14 protein-coding genes are annotated in these 25,207 nt (G+C 48.3%); 1 reads left to right on the top strand and 13 read right to left on the bottom strand.

The window, feature by feature from the left end:
• The first annotated feature begins 10 nt into the window (after window positions 1–10).
• Window positions 11–277, top strand: coding sequence for a hypothetical protein (locus B5F87_RS15400; protein ID WP_087282602.1), 267 nt, complete (start codon window positions 11–13; stop codon window positions 275–277).
• 96 nt (window positions 278–373) lie between these two features.
• On the opposite strand, the gene B5F87_RS15395 is transcribed toward B5F87_RS15400, so the two are convergent.
• The 13 genes from B5F87_RS15395 to B5F87_RS15335 form a co-directional block, all read right to left on the bottom strand.
• A complete protein-coding gene (locus B5F87_RS15395; RefSeq protein WP_087282599.1) occupies window positions 374–6,388 on the bottom strand; it encodes an Ig-like domain-containing protein in 6,015 nt (2,004 codons plus the stop codon).
• A 265-nt stretch (window positions 6,389–6,653) separates the two neighbouring features.
• Complete coding sequence (locus B5F87_RS15390) at window positions 6,654–7,661, bottom strand: MATE family efflux transporter (protein ID WP_275532341.1); 1,008 nt, start codon at window positions 7,659–7,661, stop codon at window positions 6,654–6,656.
• Between the two features lie 233 nt (window positions 7,662–7,894).
• Window positions 7,895–9,247 carry a phosphoglucosamine mutase gene (gene glmM, locus B5F87_RS15385; RefSeq protein ID WP_087282594.1) on the bottom strand — a complete coding sequence of 451 codons (1,353 nt, stop codon included), beginning with the start codon at window positions 9,245–9,247 and terminating at the stop codon, window positions 7,895–7,897.
• Between the two features lie 38 nt (window positions 9,248–9,285).
• Complete coding sequence (locus B5F87_RS15380) at window positions 9,286–10,545, bottom strand: ABC transporter permease (RefSeq protein ID WP_087282592.1); 1,260 nt, start codon at window positions 10,543–10,545, stop codon at window positions 9,286–9,288.
• A 29-nt stretch (window positions 10,546–10,574) separates the two neighbouring features.
• On the bottom strand, window positions 10,575–13,835 hold the full coding sequence (locus tag B5F87_RS15375) for a biotin/lipoyl-binding protein (RefSeq protein WP_087282590.1): 3,261 nt from the start codon (window positions 13,833–13,835) through the stop codon (window positions 10,575–10,577).
• On the bottom strand, window positions 13,832–14,524 hold the full coding sequence (locus tag B5F87_RS15370; RefSeq protein ID WP_087282588.1) for an ABC transporter ATP-binding protein: 693 nt from the start codon (window positions 14,522–14,524) through the stop codon (window positions 13,832–13,834). The genes B5F87_RS15375 and B5F87_RS15370 overlap by 4 nt, the downstream gene beginning before the upstream one ends.
• Before the next feature lie 27 nt (window positions 14,525–14,551).
• Window positions 14,552–16,447 (bottom strand): biotin/lipoyl-binding protein, encoded by a 1,896-nt coding sequence (locus B5F87_RS15365; protein ID WP_087282586.1) that lies wholly within the window; start codon window positions 16,445–16,447, stop codon window positions 14,552–14,554.
• A gap of 241 nt (window positions 16,448–16,688) precedes the next feature.
• The gene (locus tag B5F87_RS15360; protein WP_087282584.1) at window positions 16,689–17,903 is read right to left on the bottom strand and encodes an LL-diaminopimelate aminotransferase; all 1,215 of its coding nucleotides are present in this window, start codon (window positions 17,901–17,903) and stop codon (window positions 16,689–16,691) included.
• 87 nt (window positions 17,904–17,990) lie between these two features.
• Window positions 17,991–18,839 carry a diaminopimelate epimerase gene (gene dapF, locus B5F87_RS15355; RefSeq protein ID WP_087282581.1) on the bottom strand — a complete coding sequence of 283 codons (849 nt, stop codon included), beginning with the start codon at window positions 18,837–18,839 and terminating at the stop codon, window positions 17,991–17,993.
• 20 nt (window positions 18,840–18,859) lie between these two features.
• The gene (locus tag B5F87_RS15350) at window positions 18,860–19,402 is read right to left on the bottom strand and encodes an ANTAR domain-containing protein (protein WP_087282579.1); all 543 of its coding nucleotides are present in this window, start codon (window positions 19,400–19,402) and stop codon (window positions 18,860–18,862) included.
• A gap of 32 nt (window positions 19,403–19,434) precedes the next feature.
• Window positions 19,435–20,766, bottom strand: a complete 1,332-nt coding sequence (gene glnA / locus B5F87_RS15345) for a type I glutamate--ammonia ligase (protein WP_087282577.1) — start codon at window positions 20,764–20,766, stop codon at window positions 19,435–19,437.
• Window positions 20,767–20,794: 28 nt separating this feature from the next.
• A complete protein-coding gene (carB, locus tag B5F87_RS15340) occupies window positions 20,795–24,028 on the bottom strand; it encodes a carbamoyl-phosphate synthase large subunit (protein WP_087282575.1) in 3,234 nt (1,077 codons plus the stop codon).
• Window positions 24,021–25,100 carry a carbamoyl phosphate synthase small subunit gene (locus B5F87_RS15335; RefSeq protein ID WP_087282573.1) on the bottom strand — a complete coding sequence of 360 codons (1,080 nt, stop codon included), beginning with the start codon at window positions 25,098–25,100 and terminating at the stop codon, window positions 24,021–24,023. Before B5F87_RS15335 ends, carB begins: the two co-directional genes overlap by 8 nt.
• Between the last annotated feature and the right edge of the window lie 107 nt (window positions 25,101–25,207).

The raw sequence follows: 25,207 nt of genomic DNA, 5'->3' as shown, positions 1-25,207 counted from the left end.
GAATGACACCATGACAGCAGAACAGCAGAAATTAGTCCCGCAGAGAGATGAAGATTTAAAAGCCGGCAACTTCACCGTCATCAACAGCGAAGCCACCAAGAACTTCAATGTTTACGTGGTGGGAGAGCAACATAAAGAGGCCATGGATTACATCAACATGCTTCTGGACCGCTCCACAGATAATGTTCTTGGCTACGGCATCAAGATGGGCAGCCAGAAAAAGTTCGGCGTAAGTTTCTGGGATGAGGAAGATATTCCGGAAGAATATCGGAAATAAGCAGATTAAGAGGGAGCAAATGACTTGCAACGGTCATCTGCTCCTCTTTTTATGTCATATTGTGTCTGCCGGCTGCCTGCCATGCCCGTCCGTTATCTAGCGGATTCTGACCTGCGCGCCTGCTCCTTTGGCACGCAGAATTTTTCTGTATAGCGTCCGTTTCTTCTTCGGCACTTTGACAGACGCCCTTGCATAGATGCCGCGAAAAGCTTTCGCTCCCACTGTTTTTTTGGTCAGCATTTTACTCTTAATGGTGATGGTTTTCAGCTTCTTACAGTTGAAAAACGCCCGTTTTCCTATGGCACTGACATTCTTTCCAATGGTCACCTTCCTGAGTTTTTTCTGATTTTTAAAAGCATTGTTTCCGATGGCCGTTACACGGAACCTTTGACCGGTGGACAATGAGGCGATCTCCGCCGGAATGACCAGGTTTTTCCTGACGGCACCCGTCGTCCCAATCAGCTGTACCTGTCCCTGTGTCTGCCCGGCGTCTGTCACCCGGTAGCGGAGTCCATTTGACGAAAGTACGTCTCCGATGCGATAGCGGGCCGCTGCCTGCGGCGTCTGGCTGCCGGCCTGACCCGTTCCTGCCCCATTTCCTGTCTGCGGCGCCTGCGTATTTCCCGGCACAGACGGCGTACCCGGGTTCGGAGTATCCGGCTCTGGGTTGTCCGGATCCGGGGTGTCCGGGTCTGGGGTGTCCGGGTCCGGGGTGTCTGGATCTGGATCGTCCGGGTCTGGGGCATCCGGGTCCGGATTGTCTGGATCTGGGTTGTCCGGATCTGGATCGTCCGGGTCTGGGGTATCCGGGTCCGGCAGCTCCGGATTTGATGGTCTGGTATCTGTCCACCGGGCATACAGGGTCATATCCTGTGTGATGGCTGTCTCGCTGGTAATCTCGTTGCCTGCTTCCGGAGCGTTATACCAACCGACGAAATAGTACCCTTCCTGCATCGGGCATGGCAACACGGCTGTCTGTCCGTCCTGTACTTCCAGGCGCTGCGGCGAAACTGTGCCGTCACCGGCATCCAATAAGATTTTGTGGATCGTTCCCGTATCACTTACGCTGCTCACAGTGACGCTCACTCTGGCTGCCGCACTGGAATTGACCGCCATAAAGATAATGTCCGCCGTCCCTTCGGAAACTGCCCGGATTGTTCCGTTCTCCTCTACTGTAACCACAGCTTCGTTATCAGAGCAGACGCGATACTCTTTGTTCAGTGCATTGGAAGGATAAACCTGTACCGACGGCTGATAAGCTTCTCCCGGAGTCATGGTAAGCGTTCTTTCGGAAATCGCTATCTGCGACACTCGCGGCGGTCGAATCCGGAACATGATTTCATTGTCAATCTTCGTGCTCTCCTCCCCGTCGTGGGATACTTCGGCGACAATACCGTAACTGTCCGTATCATCATTAAATGTACGTTTACCATCCGCAATCGGGATTGTCACCCTTTTTTCACCGCCAGCCAGTACATTTCCTGCCGTACCTTCATAGATGATCGCTCCATCCTCCCCGGTTATCTTCAAGTCCACTCCGGAGGCGTCCGCACTTCCGTTATTGGTGATAACCGCTTCCAGATATCCGCCGTCATGGAGATGGCGGTCTGTAAGTTCCAGGCTCAGGTTGGCCGCGCCCGCCAGAAATGTGCGGCTGTTATTTTCCATGTCCGCTTCTTCCGCACCGCCGGTCACGGTAAATGTCAGCTCCTGCTGCTGGAAATCAGCAGGGACCGGGACGTTCATCGCAATCGTGTTGATGCCTCCGGCCTTAACAAATGCGGCTGTTTCCCCTTCATAAAAACTGCTGCCGTCCGCTCCGGCTATCTTTATCGTGAGGTTTTTCAGATTCTCTTTCGTATGATTCTCCACATTTAACAAAAAGGTCGCTGTGCTGCCTCTGGAAATATGGTCGTCTTCGGTAAATACTTCCGTCAGGATGATATCTTCCTGCGGATTGGCGGTAGTCCAGACAAGCCGCGCGGTTTCAGACATATCATTTTCTGTCTCGCCAACCTGAATATCGGCCAGCAAAGCGCCAATCTCCATCGTATCGTCCATTCCTTCCAGAATGCTCCACGCCCGGATCTTCTCATCCCAGTCTGTCACCGGCACCGGATTGGTGTAAGTTCCGCCGCTGCCAGGATAAGAAGCATAAAGATTCGATGTAAAACCGTCCTGCACCTCGTATACGACAGCCAGCGGCAAATAATTATCGGTGTTTTCCCGGAATAATAATCTGACTGGCGCGTCTCCCATGCCCTGATCCTCCACGATCAGGGTCGGATCCTCTTCCATCGACAGGTATTTGATGCTTCCTTCCTCGGAAAAGAATACCTGGCTCCCGTTCAACTGCAGACTGGACAGACAGGTATTCTGTTCATATTCCTCTGTCCTTTCCTGACCGGACATTTCCTTCACAGACAGCTTTCTCGCCCCTTCATTGTCAGGATTCATGTCACTGCCCGTGAGCCATGCCACCAGGCCGCTCTCTCCCACAGCAGTCTCATACAGGGAAGAAATGCCTTCCGCCACGACTTTCGTCTCCTGTTTCTGATAGCTTCTGCCATCATAACCAATATGTGCGAAATAAATACTTTCCGCCGTATCGTCGGTGCCCGGAAGTATGCTGTCAGAGTCGTTCTGTGTCCATATGACATAACGATCGGAATAGGTGCTGTACAGCTTCGGGCTGTATTCATAGCTCTCTCCTTCGGTAAGGCTGATGACCTCCTGAAACTCGCCGCCATCGTATTCTATGTAGGAAAGCTCCACCTTTTTCGCAAGTTCTTCTTCCGTGACATTCTCAGCCACCTGCTCTTTGGCGTCCTGCCATACAAGGGCTGCGCCGGAACCTGCCCGGCAAAGACTAAAATCAAAGTCCGGGGTGCCGTCGTTCTCAACCTGCGCTGGTTCACTCCACTCTCCATCTCTGAGGATACTGTAATACAGCGCCGTCTTGTTGGCCAGATTTCTGCTCTGGTCGTCGTCCAGCCAGACCATCAGCTTTGTAGACCCTGACAGGGTGATGGTCTGCGCATTCCCATATGGATAGACCAGATCTTTTACCGTATCACCGCCGGCGGTATTCCGTTCGGAAGAACGGGCGGAAGCTTTGCGAAGATAACTTCTGTCGATCAGCTCCATCGCTCCGTCGTCCGGTATGGAAGCAAAGGTCTGCAGGCCGGAATCGTCTTCTTCCTCTTTTGGATAAAGCTGCACGTCGGCAAAGGTTTTGCTGAACCTCATGCGAAAAGATAAGGCTGTCAGCTGCAAGTAAATTCTCGACGCCAGGGTAAGTTTCGCATTTTCTTCCATTCTTCTGAACGGCAGATTCAGATTGGCGTTTAACGGGCCTTCTATCCCCACTTCCGCCGATAAAATCTTATCCAGACCGGCTCCGACGCCCACCGAAGGCGTCAAAGAAAAGGAGATATCCGCTTCCGCTGATATCTGAGGATCAATGTACACCGCCTTCTCCAGTGTCAGCGTACTCTCCGCCTGAAAACCGGTTTCTATACCGAATGTCAGGAAAATGTACGGCGCGGGCGGTATCGGACGGCTGGCGGCAAAAGAACCGGCCACCACAAAAACTAATTTTCCATCCTGCAGCTCCAGACCGTCTTTTGTCACTCTGAATTCCAGATAACCGCTGGCGTCCACACTGCTGTCGATGCCAAAACTTCTGTTCAGTCCCGAGAATGACTTTTCCCGGAAATCCCGGTATATATTTTCACACTGCCGTTTTATCCTCTGATAATCTCCCAGCCAGAAAGAATCCGCGGCGTCCGCAATCCCATCTTCCTCCTCGTCGTCCGGCTCGCTGTCCAGAATCACCTGATACACTCTGTTCTCGTCATCATAGGCGATCCTCATGGACTCCACCAGATCCATCTCAAAGGAAAACGGCAGCTCAAACAGCGGAAAACTCTTCCCCTTTATATTGATCTCCGGGCCTGTCACCGTGGTTTCTCCACTTTCTCCCAGGTTAAGATCCTGAAGATCCATCTTCAGCCCGTTGACATAAATATTCTTTGTTCTTCCCTCTTTTGCGTAAATCCTGCTCTGGGTATGTACGATGGAACCGCCCTGTACTACTTGCAGCCCTTTTATATAGCGACTTCCCGTCACCGTGATCATTCCATTTTTATCGGTCTGATACTCTGTTCCATCCACATTCACCGTGGCGTCGGTCACCGGCTTATCGATCCGCGCATCCATAATCCGGAGAGAATAGGTGTCTTTCCGATCGTCCTCTCCTCCTTCCGGCCCCCACTCTTCCGGCTCTGTCACACTTCCGCCCTGACCGTAGACGGCTCTGCCGACAACTTTATCATAATACATATTCTCCGGTATCGTATCGGATATGTATATTTTATCATATCTGTCCTCGATAAAATACTGCGCCGCCCCCGGCTCACCGGCAGAAATCGTCCTGCCGTCGTAGATACTGGTTACCGTCCCTGAGAAACTGCCCCCGTCGCCGTTAGAACCATAGGAACTCGACGGTTTTCCGCCTTCCGCCGTAATATTGCCGACGGCGTTATTACCGGAAGTATTAACCGGGCAGATTCCATCTGCTCTTGCCACCTCGTTACTCTTCGCATAAACGTCTCCTGCGGCATAGGAATCCTGCGCACTTTGTATCAGGGACGCCCTGCTTTCTTCCTTTCCTTCCGTTCTCACATCTCCATAATAGAAAGAATCACGGACAATACCCTCCAGCCCGTAAGCATAGACGTTCATTCCGGAAGCGGAAACATCGCCCTCCACAAAACAGTTCTCCCCTCCTGTGCTTCCGTTCGCTTCTGCCGCGCCAGAAGGATTCCACGCGGCTATATCGCCTGCTGCATAATTATCCTTTCCCCCATAATTTCCGGAAGCCAATGTACGTGTACTGTACGGGTCCCCTTCCCTATTTCCTTTTGCCGTCACATTTCCCTGAAAATAGCTTTCCGAGCACAGATAAAGCCCCGCCGCCTGCGCGTGATGGTTTTCACTGCTGGCGCTGACGTCGCCCCAGACATAGCAGCCCGTCACGTTATTATCCGCACTGGTACTGTATACTCCGTAGGCGACCGTAATAATGTCATACTCATCTACAAAAAAATCTCCGGTTTCAGAAGCCGTGATATTTCCCCTCACCTGGCAATCTTTCGCCTCATGAACCGGATAATTTGCCCCTCCGGTTTCTGTCGCCGCTTCATACACACCATAGGCCTTTGCACTATTCACTCCCCGGGCCGTGACGTCTCCTTCCAGAAGATTACCTATTCCGCCGGTTCCCCAGGCATACGCACCATCGGAAGAAATTGACGAGATATCTCCTTTCATATAACAGTCGACACCTTCCATGCCATAGGCATATCCATCCGTCTCCACATTTCCGATAAAAGAACATCCCCTGGAGGCTTCCGCTGCTTTCGCATATATTCTGACAGAATCTGTATCGTCAATCGCTTTTACATCTCCCTCATACTGACAGTTGGTGCAGGCAGACATCGCCGTCACATACACGGTAGAGAGTCCGGTCTCCCCGCCTTCATATCTCATGTCCAGATCGACCCGACAGTTACTGGCATTTTTAAGACCGGTCATCTCGATACGGCCATCTACTGGCATATTCTCCCCGCCAGTCACTGTTACACTGCCGGAAACCGTACAATTATTGATACTTCCGACATTCCCGGCGAAAGGACCGACGTACGCCGTTTCATATTGTTTCCCTTCCAGAACATTCACATCAATCTTTATATTGGTCAGAGTGAGGTTTGTCACATATCCTTCCGCACCCGGCGTAAGACCCCAATTATAGAACAGACCCACATACGAAGAACCCTTCGCAGCTCCTGTTATAGTGACATTGCGAAGCGCATATCCGTTCCCGTTAAATGTTCCCGCCAGAAAGAGAGGTTCCCAGTCATATCCGCTCAGATCGATATCCTCCGTCAGCTCAAAGTACCCTTTCCCTCTCGTTGCCTCCAGTATCTTCACCAGTTCTTCCGCTGTGCTGATATAATATACATCATTATTATTTTCCACCGCTGCCCGTGCCGGGATGTCCGTCACCAGCATCGCGCACAGCAGAATCCACACAAGTAATTTTTTCATCGTTCCCTCCCCTTGTCATAACTAACAAAAAATTTCTCGTATTATTCCAAACTACAGACAAATTTTATCATGTGTCCGCAGATAATGTCATTACATTTTTACTTTTTCCTATAATTTGTAGGAAAATAATAATGATTCTTGACAATTTACTGATTAAACGATTCCTGAAACAGTAAAACGGGCGGAATGCCTTTTCCCTTCCGAAAAAAGGCATTCCGCCCGTAAAATATTCTATATTTATTGTTATATATACGCTTCACTGCCGTTACGCCGCCGTATTGATTCCTTTCTTCCCCGCAAATCTCCGGGACGGCCGGTATATGATCAATGCAATAAAAATTCCCACTGCCGTCAGGGCCAGACTGACCGGAAAGGCAGTCATGATAGTCTGAAATGTCCGGTTCATCGGAAATACCACATTGATCCAGATAATCCTCACCACACATACGCCAACGGTGGTAATGACCGCAGGCACAACGGAGATTCCAAATCCCCGCAGATATCCTGACATAACTTCATACATCATACTGAAAATGTAAGCGATAAATATGATCACCAGTCTGGTATAGCCAAGCTCGATAACCTCCGGGTCATTGTTAAAGATGGACAGAAGAAATCTTCCCGCAAAAAGAATCAGCACAATGGACAACGCCGAAGCAATGGCATCCTCCACAAGACAAAGAGCCAGTGTCCTTTTACATCGCCCGATCTTTCCTGCGCCATAGTTCTGCCCCACGAAGGTAGTACATGCCTGACTGAAAGAGTTCAATACATCGTATGCAAATACTTCTATGTTATATGCGGCGCTGGACGCTGCGATCACCGCTGTTCCCAGACTGTTGATGGCAGACTGAATGACCACATTGGCCACCGCGAATACCGCGCTCTGAATACCGGCAGGCAGACCGATGCTCATAATCCTGGTAAAGGCTTCCCGGTGGAATTTAATATCCTTTACTTCCACATGGATGAACGTATCGCTTTTTCTTAATTTTATAAACAAGAGAACGGAACTGACCACATTGGAGAGCACTGTGGCAATCGCCACGCCGTTGACCGTCATATGAAGCACAATGACGAAAAACAGGTTCAGAATCACATTGAGCACACCGGCTACCGTCAGTGCAAGAAGCGGCACTTTTGTCTCGCCGATGCTCCGGAATATCGCCGCCTCAAAATTATATAGCAGGATGGCAGGCATGCCGATCAGATAAATCCGAATGTAAAGCAGTGCCAGAGGATACACTTCATCCGGCACATGAAGAAAGGTCAGCGCTTCGCCTTCTCTTTTGTTTCCACCAAAAACACCTGCTTCTTTTAATTCTCGACAAAAAAGAAGAGTACCGAACAGGGGAAACTGTCAAGTCCTCTTCTTTTCGTCTGCTTTAAGTATAGAGCAGATATTTTTTCATGGCAAATGCCTAATTGTTATCGTCCGTAATGCCTTCCGGTAATAAAACTTTCCGGTACATTCTTCCATATTATTCTATATAATTCTTCGATATATTATTCTTCCACGCAATGACCCTTTTCTCTGATAACCGCGATGACGGAATCCACATGTTTCTCGCATTCTTCCATGGTCTCGGCTTCCACCATGACGCGGATCAAAGGCTCGGTGCCGCTCTCACGCACAAGAATTCTTCCTGTATCGCCCAGTTTCTCCGCCACAGACTGCACCGCAGCCTGCACATCGGCGTCATTCTGCGCTTCCGGTTTACTTTTGACTCTCACATTCTTTAATACCTGCGGATATATTTTTACAGGAGACGCCAGTTTAGATAACGGCATTTTTTTCTCAAGAATAACTTCCATAACCTTGATCGCTGTGAGAATACCGTCCCCGGTATTGGCGTATTTACTGAAAATAATATGGCCTGACTGCTCGCCGCCGATACGATGCCCGTTCTTTACCATATTCTCATACACATATTTATCTCCCACAGCAGTTTTTTCGTACTGAATGTCCACTGCTTCCAATGCTTTATAAAGGCCGAAATTGGACATCACGGTCGTAACGATAGTATTGTTATGCAGCATTCCTCTTTCTTTCATATAGGTTCCGCATACATACAGAATCAGATCGCCATCAATAACTGCCCCTGTATCGTCCACTGCGATACACCTGTCTGCATCGCCGTCAAAGGCGAATCCGACATCCAGATTATTTTCCTTCACAAATGACTGAAGCACTTCAATATGGGTAGATCCGGCGTTGGTATTGATGTTAAGACCGTTCGGTTCCGCATTGATTACATAGGTTTTCGCTCCAAGCGCATCAAATACGCTTTTGGCAATCATCCACGCGCTGCCGTTGGCACAGTCCAGCCCCACCTTCATATTTTTGTAAGAGCGGGTTGCCAGAGAAATCAAATAACCGATGTAACGATTTCTTCCTGCTGCATAATCAACCGTACAGCCAATATCGTCCTTTACAGCAAATGGAATCTCCAGTTTGCCGTCAATGTAATCCTCTACTTTAAGAATCGTCTCCTCATCCATTTTCTCTCCTTTAGAATTGATAAGTTTGATTCCGTTATCGTAATAAGGATTATGGCTGGCGGAAATCATGATGCCACAGTCAAAATCTTCTGTTCTCGCCACATAAGACACGCTGGGCGTCGTCGTTACATGAAGCAGGTACACGTCCGCTCCTGATGCCGTAAGGCCGGCTACCAGAGAGTACTCAAACATATAGCTGGATCTTCTGGTATCTTTGCCAATAACCACCCGGCATTTTTCTTCCTTGTCTTTTCCAAAATACCATCCCAGGAAACGTCCTACCTTATAGGCGTGTTCCACTGTCAACGTTACATTTGCCTCACCGCGAAAGCCATCGGTTCCAAAATATTTTCCCATGATTCTCTCCTAACATTTTATTCACTAAATTTTTATTTTTATTCATGACGCAGCGCTACGATCGGATCCATATTCGCCGCCTTCACTGCCGGCACAAATCCAAATACAATACCAATGAGCATGGAAAAAGCAATGGCAATGATGGATGCCGGCACGCTGATGGACACCGGCACTCCGGATATCTGATTAATCGCTTCCGCAAATATGATTCCGGTGACCGTTCCGATAATTCCTCCAAGACTGGTCAGCACCGCCGCTTCTGTCAAAAACTGCGCCAATATTTTATTTTTCCTTGCACCAATGGCTTTTTTCAGACCAATTTCTCTGGTACGCTCTGTCACAGACACCAGCATGATATTCATTACGCCGATACCGCCCACCAGCAGAGAAATGCTGGCAATCCAGATCAGCTGCTGATTTGTGGATTCACTGAGCTGCTGATTTTCCTGCGCCTGCTGCATGATATCTTCTGCACTGTACTTGACGTCTTCGTTATCCACCGACTCGTTTAAATACTGGGCAGCCTCCCTGCCCACACTGCTCATGGCATCGGTGGAATCTGCCAGCAGACGTACATTCTGAGGCTCGTCATACTGCCCTACAATGCTCCATACAGTATCCGGAACAACAACAGTTCCGCTGCTGCCGGCATCGTCATACACATATTGATAATAATCCTCCACGGTCTCGATCACCGGCTCAAATTCTGAGGACTCCTCGATAACGCCGATCACGATGAACGGCTCGCCCTGTATGTCAATGGTCTTTCCCACCGGATTCTCATCTCCGAAAAGGCTCTCCGCCGCCGTGGAATCAACCACCGCCACTTTACGGTAATTGGTATAGTCACTCTCCGTAAAGGCTCTTCCCTTCGTCATGATATATCCGCATGTATTCAGATAATGGGAATCCGCTCCTATCAACTCTCCGCCCTGCAGCGCCGTGTCATTATAATAAATGTAATCCACCGCCGTACGGATCATATACAGAGAAGCATCTTCCACATGATCCATGTCGTTCAGTTCATCTCTCGCATCTGAATCCAGAACAGGTATTCCGGAAGGGATACTGCTGTATCCCATATCATAATCATAATCTCCGCTCTCAACCAGCCGGACATTTACCGTGTTGGTCCCCGAACCGATGAGATTCTTACGAATCTGCTCATTGGTTCCCCTGATAGTGGAAACAATGGCAATGATGGCTGCGATACCAATGATAATTCCCAGCATCGTAAGAAGTGAACGAAGCTTATGCGCCCAGATTCCCTGAAAAGATAATCGTATATTTTCCAGCATAATTTCACACCCGTCCTTTCAAGAAATCTCTAGTATATAATATTATCTGTATTTTCAGAAAGTTCCACTTTTGCTCCTTCTTTCACGCTGCTGCCGTATGGGAAGGCAATATTGTCATCCATCGTCACGCCGGAAAGAACCTCTACATACTGTCCGTATAAGGTTTCTCCGGTCTTGACATATTGCTTTTTCAGACGACCGTCTTCCCCTTCTTTGTAAACATAGCTTTTTCCTTCGTCATCTGTACGGATGTATGCTTTCTGAAGATAAATCGCTTCTTCCGAAACAGTTCCCATAGACTGCGAGCTGTAGGATACTTCCACAGACTCTCCTGTTACCAGACCATCTGCCTGGGCAATATAAGCGACAACAGGATAATAGGAACTGTTAGGATTGGACAGACCGTCATAACTGTATTCAGAATCGGAACCTGTGGTTGGATACTGGGAGATTTCAATAATCTCCGCTTCATACTGTTCGTATGTCTCCATGGAAGTACAATAAATGGTTCCTCCGACTTTTACTGTATCCAGAGACATTTCACTGACATCCACATTGACATACATGCCATCCTCACCCCGCACGATAATTGCCGGCGAGCCGTCGTCCGGCATGGCTTCTTTTGTGTAAGCCAAAGTCACCTCGCCGCTGACTGTCGCTTTTACTGTGGCGGCGTCCACTTCCTTTTTGGCCTCCTGATAATCAATTTTAGCCTGATTGAGATTCTGTTTTGCATCTGCGATTTCTTCTTCCTTATCGGCAATGGCGCTTGCCAGTTCTTCTGCCGTATATCCGCTGTAATCGATACTGTCTCCGCTGTCTGAACCGCTGTCAAAACTACTGTCATAACCGGAACTGCCATCTGAACTGCCGCCAGATCCACTTCCGTCACTGCCTGAAGTGTCACTTTGTTTTACCTTCAATGTCAGAACATCTCTTTTTCCTCCGGCAGAAGCAACGATACGCAGCGTATCTGCCGTCTCGTCTTCTCCTACCGTCAGCGTTCCATTAATCAATGTGGTGGCGTCGGATTGATTCCGTTTCAGTTCCCAGGTCACCGGAAGAACTTCACTGTTCTTTCCGCTGAGCTTTGCTGTAAAATTATAAGACTTTCCTGTCTTTACCGTTTTCCGGTTCGGACGGATTTGAATCTGATCCGCCGTCACAATGGCATCATTCAAATCTGCCAGCGTATACCATCCAAACGAAGTGATTATCTCCTTTAATATCGTATTAGGTCTTATCTCAATGGAATTGGCAACATTTTCTCTTCTTCCGTCTTCCTCAGAATCATATTCATAGAACACGGCAAACTCATTATTCTTCATGATATCATTGATTACAGAACCACGGATTCTTCCATCAGTAATAAGTCTGTACACATATGGATCGCTCATGGTTCCTGACCCTTTGTACGCGTCATTTTTCTTGTCCGTGATCTCTGATTTCAGAACATTAGGAATCCTGGAAGCTGCTTCAGCCGCATTAAGAGCTGCCTGAAGCTGCTGCAGGGTGTATTCACGAGTTGATTCAATACCCGTTATTGGCATTCCAGGCGTAATACTCACACTTTGTGATGAAGAATATGGACTATCTTTATAAGATTCCTCACTTTCAAACTCTTGAAATTCTGCATAATATTCTCCTTTCACCAAAAGTTGAACAACAGAACCACGCACTGTTCCACCCTGACTAAGAAGATAAATATACGGATCGTTGGCGCTTCCGTCTCCGTAAGTATTATCACTAATCGTTTCAATCTTGCTCTTTAACTTTTTGTCACTAAATATTGTTTTCAGATCATCTATTGAATAAACTGCGTTCTGGTCTATGCCATCGGTATCATAAACAGGATTTAAGACGTAGCTTGCACTTGTATTCTCACTGTTTTCCGCATATGCAGATTCTGACTCGTAAACCTTAAATACCGCCGTATAATTTCCTTCCAGCAAATCAAAGATGACAGATCCCGCAATCATCTTATCTTCTCCAGTTCCCTTCAACAAATAAACATACGGAGCACCATCAGTTCCCTGTCCTGTCTCTCTGTCACTGACAGCTATAATCGTGTCTTTTAACTTTCGATCTCTTACCGCAGCCTGCACTGCAGCGAATGTATAGTCTTCTTCACTCCACGCAGCTGCATATTTTTTAGGTGTAATTATAATCTGATTTATATAATTATTCCTGTCTTCCGGTTTTTTACCCGCATCATTATTATAGTCAGCCTCTGTCTCATACTGGAAGAAAAAAGCATAGACATCTTTTTCTTCTTCACCCACCAGTTGATTGAGCAGAGATCCTTTAATTGTCACATCATTCGTATTTACGTTAAACACATACGGATTCTCCTCCGTTCCATCGCCGGAAGCTGCATCCAGATCCTCCACTTTATCAAGCAGATCACTGTCGTCTGTCGTATCTTCGGTATTCTCCTCGCCTGTTTTTGCTTTTTTGGATTTGGAGCGAGTCTTGTTTATATCGGATGAGGAAGAATCGGAAGTATCATTTTCCTGAGTATCCGCGGAAGAACCTTCTTTGTTGTCAGAAGCAAATGTGCTCTTGCTGTCTGAGAAAGAAGCATCCGTTTTCCCTTCTTTGTCCTGAGAATTACCAGCTGTATCGCCTTCCGCTGCGGAACTATCACCGGCGGAATCAGTGGAAGCTTCTTCCATACTGCCCGAAGCAGTATTGCCGGAGTCTGACTGTTTGGAATCTGTTCCGGAACCGGCAGTTCCTGTTTCAGAGGAACCGCTTCCATCTTCTTCTGACGTCCCTGCTACGGTGTTATTGCTCATCAGTGTGGCAAGAATATCTCCCCGAAGTGAAGAAAGATTCAGAGAAGCATTCATCACATCGCTGCCGCTGCCGTCGATGGTTCCTGAAGCACGGGCATTCTTCATTCTCTGCAGCTCATTTTCCAAATCTTCCAGTTCCAGCTGAGAGGACTGAATCTCCAGCTCCTGCAGCTGCAGATCCAGCTCCTGCTCTTCTACATCATATTTCATGAGATTATCGCCTTTTTCCACGTAATCTCCCTGCTGCACGTAAACATCTTCCACGGTCTGCTCTTCATCTGCATATACTTCCTGCACATAATCAGAAGTAATAGTTCCGCTCAGCGTAGAATCGCCTCCGGCCCATCCCGAACTGTTTAAGAGCTCCATGGAATAAACATCCACCACAGAGCCGCTCCTGCTCTTCACAAAATACACAACACCCGCGACAATGGCCGCAAGAACCAAAATGACTATGACACTGATAATGATTAACTTCTTCTTGTTCTTCAAAGCATCTGGCCTCCTTCCTGTGAATCGTCAGCTATCTCTCCATCCAGAATCCGAAGAACTTTCTTTGCATGGCCGGCAATGTTTGCGTCGTGAGTAATCATTATGACCGTTACTCCCTCCTCGTTAAGTCTCTCAAAGAGCTTCATTACCTGTGTGCCGGACTTACTGTCCAAGGCTCCTGTCGGTTCATCGGCCAGAATGATCTTCGGATTATTGACCAGCGCCCGTGCAATGGCCACTCTCTGCTGCTGACCGCCGGAAAGCTGAGACGGTTTGAAATTCACACGATCTTCCAGTCCCACACGCTGCAGCGTCTGAAAAGCAATCTGCCGCCGTTTCTTCACCGGCACCCCCGCATAACTCAAAGGCAGAGCCACATTATCTAGGGCTGTCTGCTTGGGCAGAAGGTTAAAGCTCTGAAAGACAAAGCCCAGAGTCTTCAGGCGAAGATCCGAAAGCTGGTTCTCAGTATAGTTGACAATCGATTCATTTTCCAGAAAATACTCTCCCTCCGTGGGGCGGTCCAGACAGCCGATGATATTCATCAGCGTTGTCTTCCCCGAACCGGACGGTCCCATGATCGCCACATACTCTCCCTCGTCAATGGAAATATTAATATCCTTTAAAACAGGCACCACAATTTTATCCTGTCTGTAATTTTTGTAAATATGCTTAAGCTCTAAAAGCATGCTCTCCTCCACTTATGTTGCGCCGGATTAAAAGCCTTCATCAACGACTCCCACATCCTCACTCAAAGACCCATCATCATAATATAACTCGTCATCGGCAGATTCATCATACAGATACTCGTCGCCGGCAGATTCATCATACAGATACTCGTCGCCGGCAGATTCATCATACAGCATGTCGTCAGACGTCTCTTCTTCATAATATTCATCCGTACTGTCCACCTCGGAAATATCTGTCGTCGTCCGCATATTTTCCTGAAGACTTCCGGTATCGCTGGCGATAAGATCGCTCATTTCCAGCCCGTCAAGAATCTGATATTCATCGAGATCCTGATTATATTCCCCGACCGTTACTTCACGAAGTTCCAGGCGATCACGTCCATTGGCAGCCCAGACATAATATTTGTCCTCGTCCATATAGATATAAGCCGATGGCAGCCAGATTCCCTCTTTTTCTTCATCCTGTCCGAAATCCAGTTCAATAAAAACATGCTGTCCCATCATCAGTCCGTCATCACTGTCCAGTTCCACATAGAAATTATAAGTAGACGCTGACTCTCCGGAAGAAGAATCATCCATATACATCATATCTTCAGAAGCATCCTCCTCTGAATCCTCTGTTTCATCTGTATTGACAGAACTGATGGTTCCCGTCCATGTTGTGTTATTGTCCACTCTGGAACGGATAATCACCGAATCTCCTTCCGTCAGAGACCACACATTTGTCTCTGATACGCTTCCCTTCACGCGGTAGTCACCTACGGCCACAATAGTCATGTACGTGGACTCTTCTCCGCTGTCTGAATAATCGTAACTGTCCTCCTCGTCATCAGAGCTGGAGGAACTGGAGCTCACTCCCACTTCTTCATTGATCTTCTGTACCACGCCATCCATCTTGCTGGTCACGGTGGCGTCATTGATGTTCTTTTCCAGATCTTTGATCTCTTTATTAGCAGAACTGATACTGTATTCATTTCTCTTGATCGTTGTCTGCGCGGTGAGAATCTCTGTCTGAAGTTCAATCCTCTCCCTGGTGCTGGCAGAATTCAGATCGCTCCTGTAACTGCTAATATCTCTCTCAAGCTGAGAGTTCTCATTCTGAAGGGTCTCAACCTCAAGCTCTGCCCGCTCCTTGGCAAGCTGCATCTCTTCGGTATTATAAGAAAACAGCCGGTCCCCTTTTTTCACCTGAGCGCCCTCTTCCACATAACATTCCGCCACGGAAAGATCGGACTGCAGCGTGATGTCCCAGGAATCCTGCGCTTCCACTTCTCCGGTATAACGATTATTCATTCCGCTGCCGCTGCCATAGCCCATGATATCTTTTACAGACTCCACATAAGCCGTTCCGTCTACAGAACCTCCCAGATTGGTCAAAATAAAATAAGAAGCGGCTCCGATCACAATCACTGCCGCTCCGGCAATCACAGCCAGCTTTTTCTTTGAAAGCTTCCCAAGTCCCTTTTTCTCTTCCCCTTCATACAAAATCGGATCGTCATCAAACAGAGACTTCTGAGCGCTGGAAAAGCCGCCCGGAAGAGCCGCGCCTGCGCCAGTTTCTTTTTTCCGAAACAAACCTTTTATTTTTGAGCGGGCGCCGTTCTTTTCATCATTTAAAACACTGTTGTTATTTAAAATACTGCCGCTTCCGGATAAACTATTTTTTTCACCCGGCTGCATATTGTCCTTTTTTTTCGCTTCCTCTTTCTTCAATTCTTCTTCCGTGACAAATTCCATCTCCGGCTCATAGAGGGACACCTTTTCTTCCTTCTTATCTTTCCGGCTAAAAAGCTTCGCAAACTTCTCTTTTTTCCCTTCTGTCTTTTCCAGAGAAGCAGACGGTTTTTTCCCGCTGTCCTTACCTGCCAGAGTGTTTAATTTATCTTCACCTGAGGTTTTTTCATTGTTTTTGTTCCCAAACATTCTTATCCTCCCTGCTTTTGTTCCTGGTTCGGATTCGCAATAAGTTAATCTTCTATAATGAAAATGCCTGTTTCATGCGCATTCAGACAATGCAAACCTTTTCCTATGATAGCACATCTCCATAAAAAAATCATTATTCTGAAAAAGAATTAAAAGAATCTTCACATTTTGTAAGATTTTCTCACCTGTACAAAAAATACCGCCGGAAACCGGGGCGAACCTCTTTCCGACGGTACTTTTCTTACAGATTTTTAATTCTTTCCATGGCACGGAGGGTATTTTCATGGGAACCGAAAGCAGTAAGACGGAAATATCCTTCTCCGCTCGGTCCGAATCCCGAACCTGGAGTTCCCACTACATTTGCTTTGTCAAGCAGGTAGTCAAAGAATTCCCAGGAAGTCATTTTGTCCGGCGTTTTCAGCCAGATATAAGGTGCGTTCACGCCGCCGAATACTGTGAATCCGGCGTCTGCCAGACCTTCTTTGATGATCTTTGCATTTTTCATATAGTAGGCAACCTGTTCTTTCAGCTGTGCTCTGCCTTCCTCTGTGTAGCATGCCCAGCCTGCTTTCTGAATAATATACGGAGCGCCGTTATATTTAGTTCCATGCCGTCTTGCCCAAAGCGCGTGAAGAGATACATCTCCGGCTTTCAAATCTTTCGGAACCACAGTAAAGCCCAGACGGGTTCCGGTAAAGCCGGCGTTCTTGGAGAAGCTGCGAAGCTCAATGGCGCAGGTTCTCGCACCCTCGCACTCGTAAATGCTGTGCGGAACATCATCCTCGCTGATATACGCTTCATAAGCGGCGTCGTAAATGATGACAGCCCCGATTTTGTTGGCATAATCGACCCAATCCTGCAGCTGAGATCTGGTGATGGTCGTTCCCGTCGGATTATTCGGAATACACAGGTAAATGATATCCGGATTCTCTTTAGGGAATTCCGGAAGGAAATGATTTTCCGCAGTGCAAGGCATATAAATCACATCGCTCCATGTCTCTGTGGAAGGATCATAGGTTCCTGTTCTGCCCGCCATAACATTGGAATCCACATAAACCGGGTAGACCGGATCGCAGACCGCGATCTTGTTGTCCACACTGAAAATCTCCTGAATATTTCCAGAGTCACATTTTGCGCCGTCGCTGACAAAAATCTCATCGGCGCTGATATCGCAGCCCCTGCCTTTATAATCACTCTGAGCGATGGTATCTCTCAAAAACGCATATCCCAGATCCGGTGCGTATCCATGGAAAGTCTCCTCATGCGCCATCTCATCCACAGCTTCATGGAGGGTTTCGATAATCTTCGGCGCCAGCGGCTGCGTCACGTCTCCGATACCCAGACGGATAATTTCTTTGTCCGGATGCGCCTGGCTGTATGCCTCCACTTTCTTTGCGATATTGGAAAAAAGATAGCTGCCCGGTAATTTTAAATAATTATCATTGATTTTAAACATTTTTGTCTCCTCTCCGGCTGATTGCCTGATGCTGTTTATATCTATCCGGGTGTCTGCCTGTGTGCCGGCAAACTCCCGGCATTCCTTCTATTCTTCCGGATACTCGTAAAGTTCGCCGTCAAACACCTGTGTGGCAGGTCCGGTCATATATACCTGATTGGACTCCCTGTCCCATTCAATCTGCAGATCGCCGCCCAGCAAATGTACAGTAATCTGATTATCTGTTTTGCCGTTGAGAACGCAGGCCACCGTTACTGCACAGGCGCCGGTTCCACAGGCAAGAGTCTCCTCGGATCCTCTCTCCCACACGCGCATATTCACATTTTTTCTGTCAATGACCTCCACAAACTCCGTATTGATTCGTTTTGGAAAACGGGTATGATTCTCAAAACACGGACCGATCATGCGGATATCCAGATCTTTCACACTGTTATTCAGAAAAACCACTGCATGCGGGTTTCCCATGGACACGCAGGTAATATGATACTCTCTGCCGTTGACTTCAATCGGCACATTTACCACGGGATTTTCTTTATAGCGCACCGGAATCTTCTCCGGATCAAAGACCGGCTCTCCCATGTTGACGCGCACCAGAGAAACCTTCCCATCTTCCACTGTAAGTTTGAGATGCTTGATTCCTCCCAGCGTATCCACCGTAATCTCCGTCTGATCTGTCAGGCCATGGTCATAGACATATTTCCCCACACAGCGGATCCCGTTTCCGCACATTTCCGCCTGAGACCCGTCGGAATTATATATTTCCATCCGGAAATCCGCTTTGTCGGACGGGCGGATAAGGATAAGTCCATCGGAACCCACGCCGAAATTCCTGTTGCTGACAAACTTCGCCAGCGCTTCCGGATTCTTTACTTCCTCTTCAAAACAATTAATGTAAACGTAATCGTTGCCGATTCCGTGCATTTTCGTAAACTTCATCGCCTTCTCCTTTCGCATCTCTAAAACATATCCAGCACCATATGGGCAGTCTCCACCAGGTTAGTGCCGCTGTCCATACTCTGTTTCTGAAGATACCGGTGCGCCTCTTCTTCGGTGCAGCCGTTTTTCTCCATGAGCAGCTCTTTTGCCTGACTGATGATCTTTTGTTCCGCTGCAGTCCGGGTTTTGGGTTTCGTCCTGTCTTTTTTGATACGGCGGGCAATCTCTCCCTGAAGCTCTGCCACCAGATCTACCAGATCGAACCCTTTCATGGGCAATGGAAGCCAATTCACATCATCATCTCCATATTCCTGCCACTGCTCCCGTCTGGCGACTACGACCATCTCAAAATAATCAGGAAGGTATTCCCTCAGTTCATGGTACACCATGTCCACAAACCGGATACCGGAGACGATAACCCCCGCCTCCAGTCGTTCCACCGCCTCCATGGCGCGGGCTCCGGTCAGACAGACAGCTGCCACATCATACCCGTTTTTGACAAGAATATTTTTAATTTTTAACGCAACTTCTTTTTTCGGGAAAACAACAATTATATTTATCAATTCTTTCACCTGCAGCCATTAACATCCGGGGATCAAAATTTATACAGATACTCGTCGATCTCCCATTGTGAAACATGTTCACAATATTCGTTCCATTCTCTCTTTTTCGCTTCCAGGAACTTTCCGGCAATGTGCGGGCCGAGAATATTCTGCAGGAACAAATCTTCCTCAAAAGCGGCGCACGCCTCGCCCAGTGTCCTTGGAAGTTCTCCGATTTTCATGCTGCGAAGCTGCTCTTCCGTGAGCATATACATGTTGCGTCCTACCTGCTTCGGCGGCATCAGTTTATTTTTGATACCGTCAAGGCCGGCTGCCAGACACAGAGCCATCACAAGATATGGGTTGGACGCGCCGTCCGGGCTTCGGAATTCCACCCGGGTTCCCGCTCCTCGCGCAGCCGGAATCCGGATCAGCGGACTCCGGTTCATGGCAGACCAGGCAATGCTCACCGGAGCCTCATATCCCGGCACAAGACGTTTATAGGAATTCACCAGAGGATTGCAGATACATGTCATGCCGCGCACATGCTGCATGAGCCCTGCCACGAAATGATAACAGTCTGCACTCAGTCCCTCCGGATCATTTTTATCAAAGAAAATGTTCTTTCCGTCCTTTTCCAGCGACATATTGATATGCATGCCGGAACCGTCCACATTCTGAATCGGTTTCGGCATAAATGTGGCGTGCAGACCATGGCGTTTTGCGATGGTCTTTACCGTCATCTTGAATGTCATAATCTTATCGGCAGTGGCAAGAGCATTATCATATTTAAAGTCTATTTCGTGCTGCGCCGGAGCCACTTCATGATGAGACGCCTCAATCTCAAATCCCATCTGCTCCAGATTAAGAATAATGTCCCGTCTTGCATTTTCTCCCAGATCCAGCGGAGTCACATCGAAATATCCGGCTTTTTCATGGGTGATGACCGTTGGCTGTCCGTTGTCATCGGTATGGAACAGGAAAAATTCGCACTCAGGTCCCACATCAAAGGTGTATCCCATCTCCGCGGCCTTTTCCAGTACCTTTTTTAAAATGTAACGGCTGTCGCCCTCAAAAGGAATCCCTTCCGGACGGTACACATCACACATAAACCGTGCCACCCGCCCGTGCTGCGGCCGCCACGGAAGGATCTCGAAGGTATTTAAATCCGGATACAGGTACATATCGGATTCTTCAATCCTCACAAATCCTTCGATGGAAGATCCGTCAAACATACATTTATTATCAAGAGCACGTTCCAGCTGGCTGGCAGGGATCGCTACATTTTTCAGCGCACCGAACACATCGGTAAACTGCAGACGTATGAACTGAACGTCATTTTCTTCCACGAGCTGTATAATATCCTGTTTCGTATACTTTTTCATGTCCATCCTCCATATTTGCGGATTACATTTATTTTCTATGCTCTTCCTCTATCTCCTTGTCGATACGTGCCACATCCACCAGAGACAAATCATCTCTGCAGTCAGATTCCAGACTGGTGAGCAGCGCGTTGGCAGTGTCGATGGAAGTCAGACAGGTGACTCCGGTCTCCACCGCATGACGACGGATGATGAAACCATCCTTACTTCTTTCGATACCCTGAGACGGCGTATCAAGAATCAGATCAATCTGATGTCCGAGAATCAGATCCAGCAGATTCGGACGGTTTTCTTCTATCTTATTGACACGTTTTGCAGGTACTCCATTGTCCTTTAAGCATTTGCAGGTGCTTCTTGTGGCGTAGATTTCATAACCTAAGGCGGCAAATCTGCGTCCCACTTCCACGGCCTCCAGCTTATCGGAGTCTTTCACGGTCATGATCATCTTTTTATGCTTAGGCAGGTTGATACCTGCGCCCAGGAAAGCTTTATAAAGAGCCTCCTCATAGTTTCTGGAAATGCCCAGACATTCTCCGGTGGACTTCATCTCCGGTCCGAGGCTTACGTCTGCGCCACGGATCTTCTCAAAGGAGAATACCGGCATCTTGATGGCCCAGTATGGGGATTCCGGAGCCAGTCCCGGCTCGTATCCCAGATCTTTCAATTTCTGTCCGGTCATGACTTTGGTAGCCAGATCCACGATCGGGATTCCTGTCACCTTGCTGATATACGGTACCGTTCTTGAAGAACGAGGATTTACTTCAATCACATACACTTCATCCTGATATACAATGAACTGAATGTTGATAAGTCCGACCACATGGAGCGCTCTTGCCAGCAGTCTCGTATAATGGGCGATAACTTTTTTGATCTTAGGTGAAAGGTCTCTTGCCGGATACACGGAAATACTGTCTCCGGAATGGATACCGGCTCTCTCCACATGCTGCATGATACCAGGAATCAGAATATCCTCGCCGTCACAGACCGCGTCAACTTCCACTTCCTTGCCCATGAGATATTTGTCAATGAGAATCGGATGTTCCTGCGCGTAACGCTGGATGATGTCCATAAATTCCACGATATCCTTGTCGGCAACGGCAATCTGCATACCCTGACCGCCCAGCACGTAGGACGGACGAATCAGAACCGGGTATCCCAGCTCATTTGCCACCCGAAGGGCTTCTTCCTTGGTAAATACCGTGTCTCCCTTTGGTCTTGGGATACAGCATTCTTCAAGAATCTGATCGAAAAGCTCTCTGTCCTCGGCAGCATCTACATTTTCTGCGCTGGTACCTAAGATCGGCACGCCGATTTTGTTTAATTTCTCTGTCAGCTTGATGGCTGTCTGTCCGCCGAACTGTACTACAGCGCCGTCTGGCTTCTCCAGTTCTACGATATGCTCCACATCTTCCTCGGTCAACGGCTCAAAGTACAGCTTATCCGCGATGTCAAAGTCGGTGCTGACGGTCTCCGGATTGTTGTTGACGATGATGGTCTCGTAGCCCATCTCTTTAAACGCCCACACACTGTGTACGGAACAGTAGTCGAACTCGATACCCTGTCCGATACGGATCGGGCCGGAGCCGAGAACCATGATCTTCTTCTTGTCGCTGGTCTCCTCCACTTCATTGAAGCTGCCGAAACAGGAATAGTAGTACGGCGTCTCTGCGTCGAACTCTGCCGCGCAGGTATCCACCACCTTATAGGCAGGACGGATATCCATCTGACGGCGCAGATTCTTCACGTACGCCTCATCCTTGCCGATGAGCTGTCCGATGACGGTATCCGGGAATTCCATCCGCTTCGCTTCTCTAAGAAGAGCTTCGTCCGGGTCTCCTCCACAGTTTTTCAAAGCAGCTTCCATCTCAACAATATTATTAAATTTATCAATGAACCAGCGGTCGATCATGGTAATGTCATGAATCATCGCCGGGTCCATCTTTCTTCTCAGTGCCTCCGCAATGCAGTAAATGCGCAGGTCATCCACGATGTGCAGGTGCTCTGTCAGCTCCTTATCGCTTAATTTATCAAAGTCGCCGTGCATCAGGCTGTCCACATGCTGCTCCAGAGAACGGAGCGCCTTCATGAGCGCGCCCTCGAAATTAGTGCAGATACTCATAACCTCGCCCGTTGCCTTCATCTGGGTAGTCAGATGACGGGATGCGGAGATAAATTTATCGAACGGAAGACGCGGCACCTTTACAACACAGTAGTCAAGGGCCGGCTCAAAGCTGGCATAGGTCTTTCCTGTGACTGCGTTCTTGATCTCATCCAGGTTGTATCCCAGAGCGATCTTGGCGGTAACCTTGGCAATCGGATAACCGGTGGCCTTAGATGCCAGCGCGGAAGAACGGCTGACACGAGGATTAACCTCGATAACACAGTACTCAAAGCTCTCCGGATGCAGGGCGAACTGTACGTTACATCCGCCTTCCACTCCCAGCTCGGAAATGATATTCAGAGCGGAGTTACGAAGCATCTGGTACTCTTTATCCCCGAGGGTCTGAGACGGCGCCACAACGATACTGTCGCCGGTATGCACGCCCACCGGGTCAATGTTTTCCATATTACAAATGGTGATACAGGTGCCGTTTCCGTCCCGCATTACCTCGTACTCAATCTCTTTCCATCCGGCGATGCAGCGCTCCACGAGCACCTGTCCCACACGGCTTAAACGAAGACCGTTCTGAATGATCTCCACGAACTCTTCTTCATTATTGGCGATACCGCCGCCGCTGCCGCCCAGAGTGTATGCCGGACGCAGTACAACCGGATAACCGATCTCCTTTGCGTAAGCAAGACCATCTTCCACGTTGGTGACGATCTGACTCGGCGCGATCGGCTCGCCGATCTTCTCCATGGTCTCCTTGAATGCCTCTCTGTCTTCCGCCTTCCGGATAGTCTTTCCTGTGGTTCCGATAAGCTTCACCTTATGCTCCCGCAGGAAACCACTCTCATCAAGTTCCATGGCGATATTCAAGGCTGCCTGTCCGCCGAGGGTCGGCAGAAGGCTGTCCGGAGATACCTTCAGGATAAGCTTCTTGATCACTTCCGGCGTCAGCGGTTCAATGTATACTTCGTCGGCAATATCTTTATCTGTCATGATGGTCGCCGGGTTGGAGTTGACCAGAACCACATGGATGCCTTCTTCCTTTAAGGAACGGCATGCCTGGGTTCCCGCGTAGTCAAACTCTGCGGCCTGTCCGATGACGATCGGACCGGAACCGATGACAAGTACTTTTTTTATACTGGCATTTCTAGGCATCTTTCGCTACCTCCATCATATTCATAAACTCTTTAAACAGGAACTCGGAATCGTTCGGTCCCGGGCAGGCTTCCGGATGGAACTGCACTGTCATGACATTTTTGCCCAGATAGTGCACGCCTTCCAGAGTGCCGTCGTTGACATTAATAAAGCTCACCTCTGCCACATCCCGGTTCAGGGTGTCTTCCATGACCACATATCCGTGGTTCTGTGAAGAAATGTACACCTTTCCGGTCTTTAAATCCTTCACCGGATGGTTTGCTCCCCGGTGTCCGTAGCGCATTTTCTTCGTATCTGCCCCGTTGGCAAGAGCCATGAGCTGATGACCGAGACAAATACCGAAAATCGGAACATCTGTGGCAAAAAGTTTTTTAAGTTCTTCTATGATCTCCACACATTCTTTTGGATCTCCCGGCCCGTTGGACAGCATGATGCCGTCCGGCTCGTCCGCCAGAACTTCTTCTGCCTTTGTGTAAGCCGGATATACGGTAACCTGACATCCCAGCCGGTTTAAGGACTTCTCGATATTGTATTTTGCACCGTAATCCATCAGCGCAACCTTGAATCCATCTCCCGGCAGCACTCTCTTCTCCTTACATGAGACTTCCCGGACAACGCCTTGTACTTTGTAGGCTCTGATTCGCTCCAGCTCCTTTTCAAGGTCAAAATCTTCTCTGGTAGTTATAAGCCCGTTCATGACACCGTGCTCTCTGGAAATCTTTGTGAGATATCTGGTGTCCACTCCGGCGATTCCGGGAATATCGTATTTCTTTAAAAATGTATCGAGTGTCATCTCATTACGGAAATTGCTGGCCAGTGTAGAATACTCTCTCACAATGAGGCCGCTGGTCCAGGGATGCACGGACTCCATGTCCTCCGTACAGATACCGTAATTACCGATCAGGGGATAGGTCATCACCACGGACTGTCCTGCGTAAGACGGGTCCGTCAGGATCTCAAGATACCCTGTCATGGATGTGTTAAAAACGATTTCACTGATGACTTCCTTCTCGGCGCCAAAGCTTTCTCCTGTTAACACCGTTCCATCTTCCAAGATAAGAAATGCTTTCATGATGTCTCGTTCCTTTCTATATTAGAACATTGTTGGTGCGCTGACGCTTTCTCTCCAGCTATTCATACGCCGGAAACAGCAAATCAATACACCGGTTATTTACAAAA

Origin of the sequence: Eubacterium sp. An3 (assembly GCF_002159465.1) — a bacterium.
Taxonomy (GTDB): Bacteria; Bacillota; Clostridia; order Lachnospirales; family Lachnospiraceae; genus Anaerobutyricum; species Anaerobutyricum stercoris.
The sequence above is the reverse complement of the archived record's forward strand: the minus strand, read 5'-3'. Positions and strand labels throughout refer to the sequence as shown.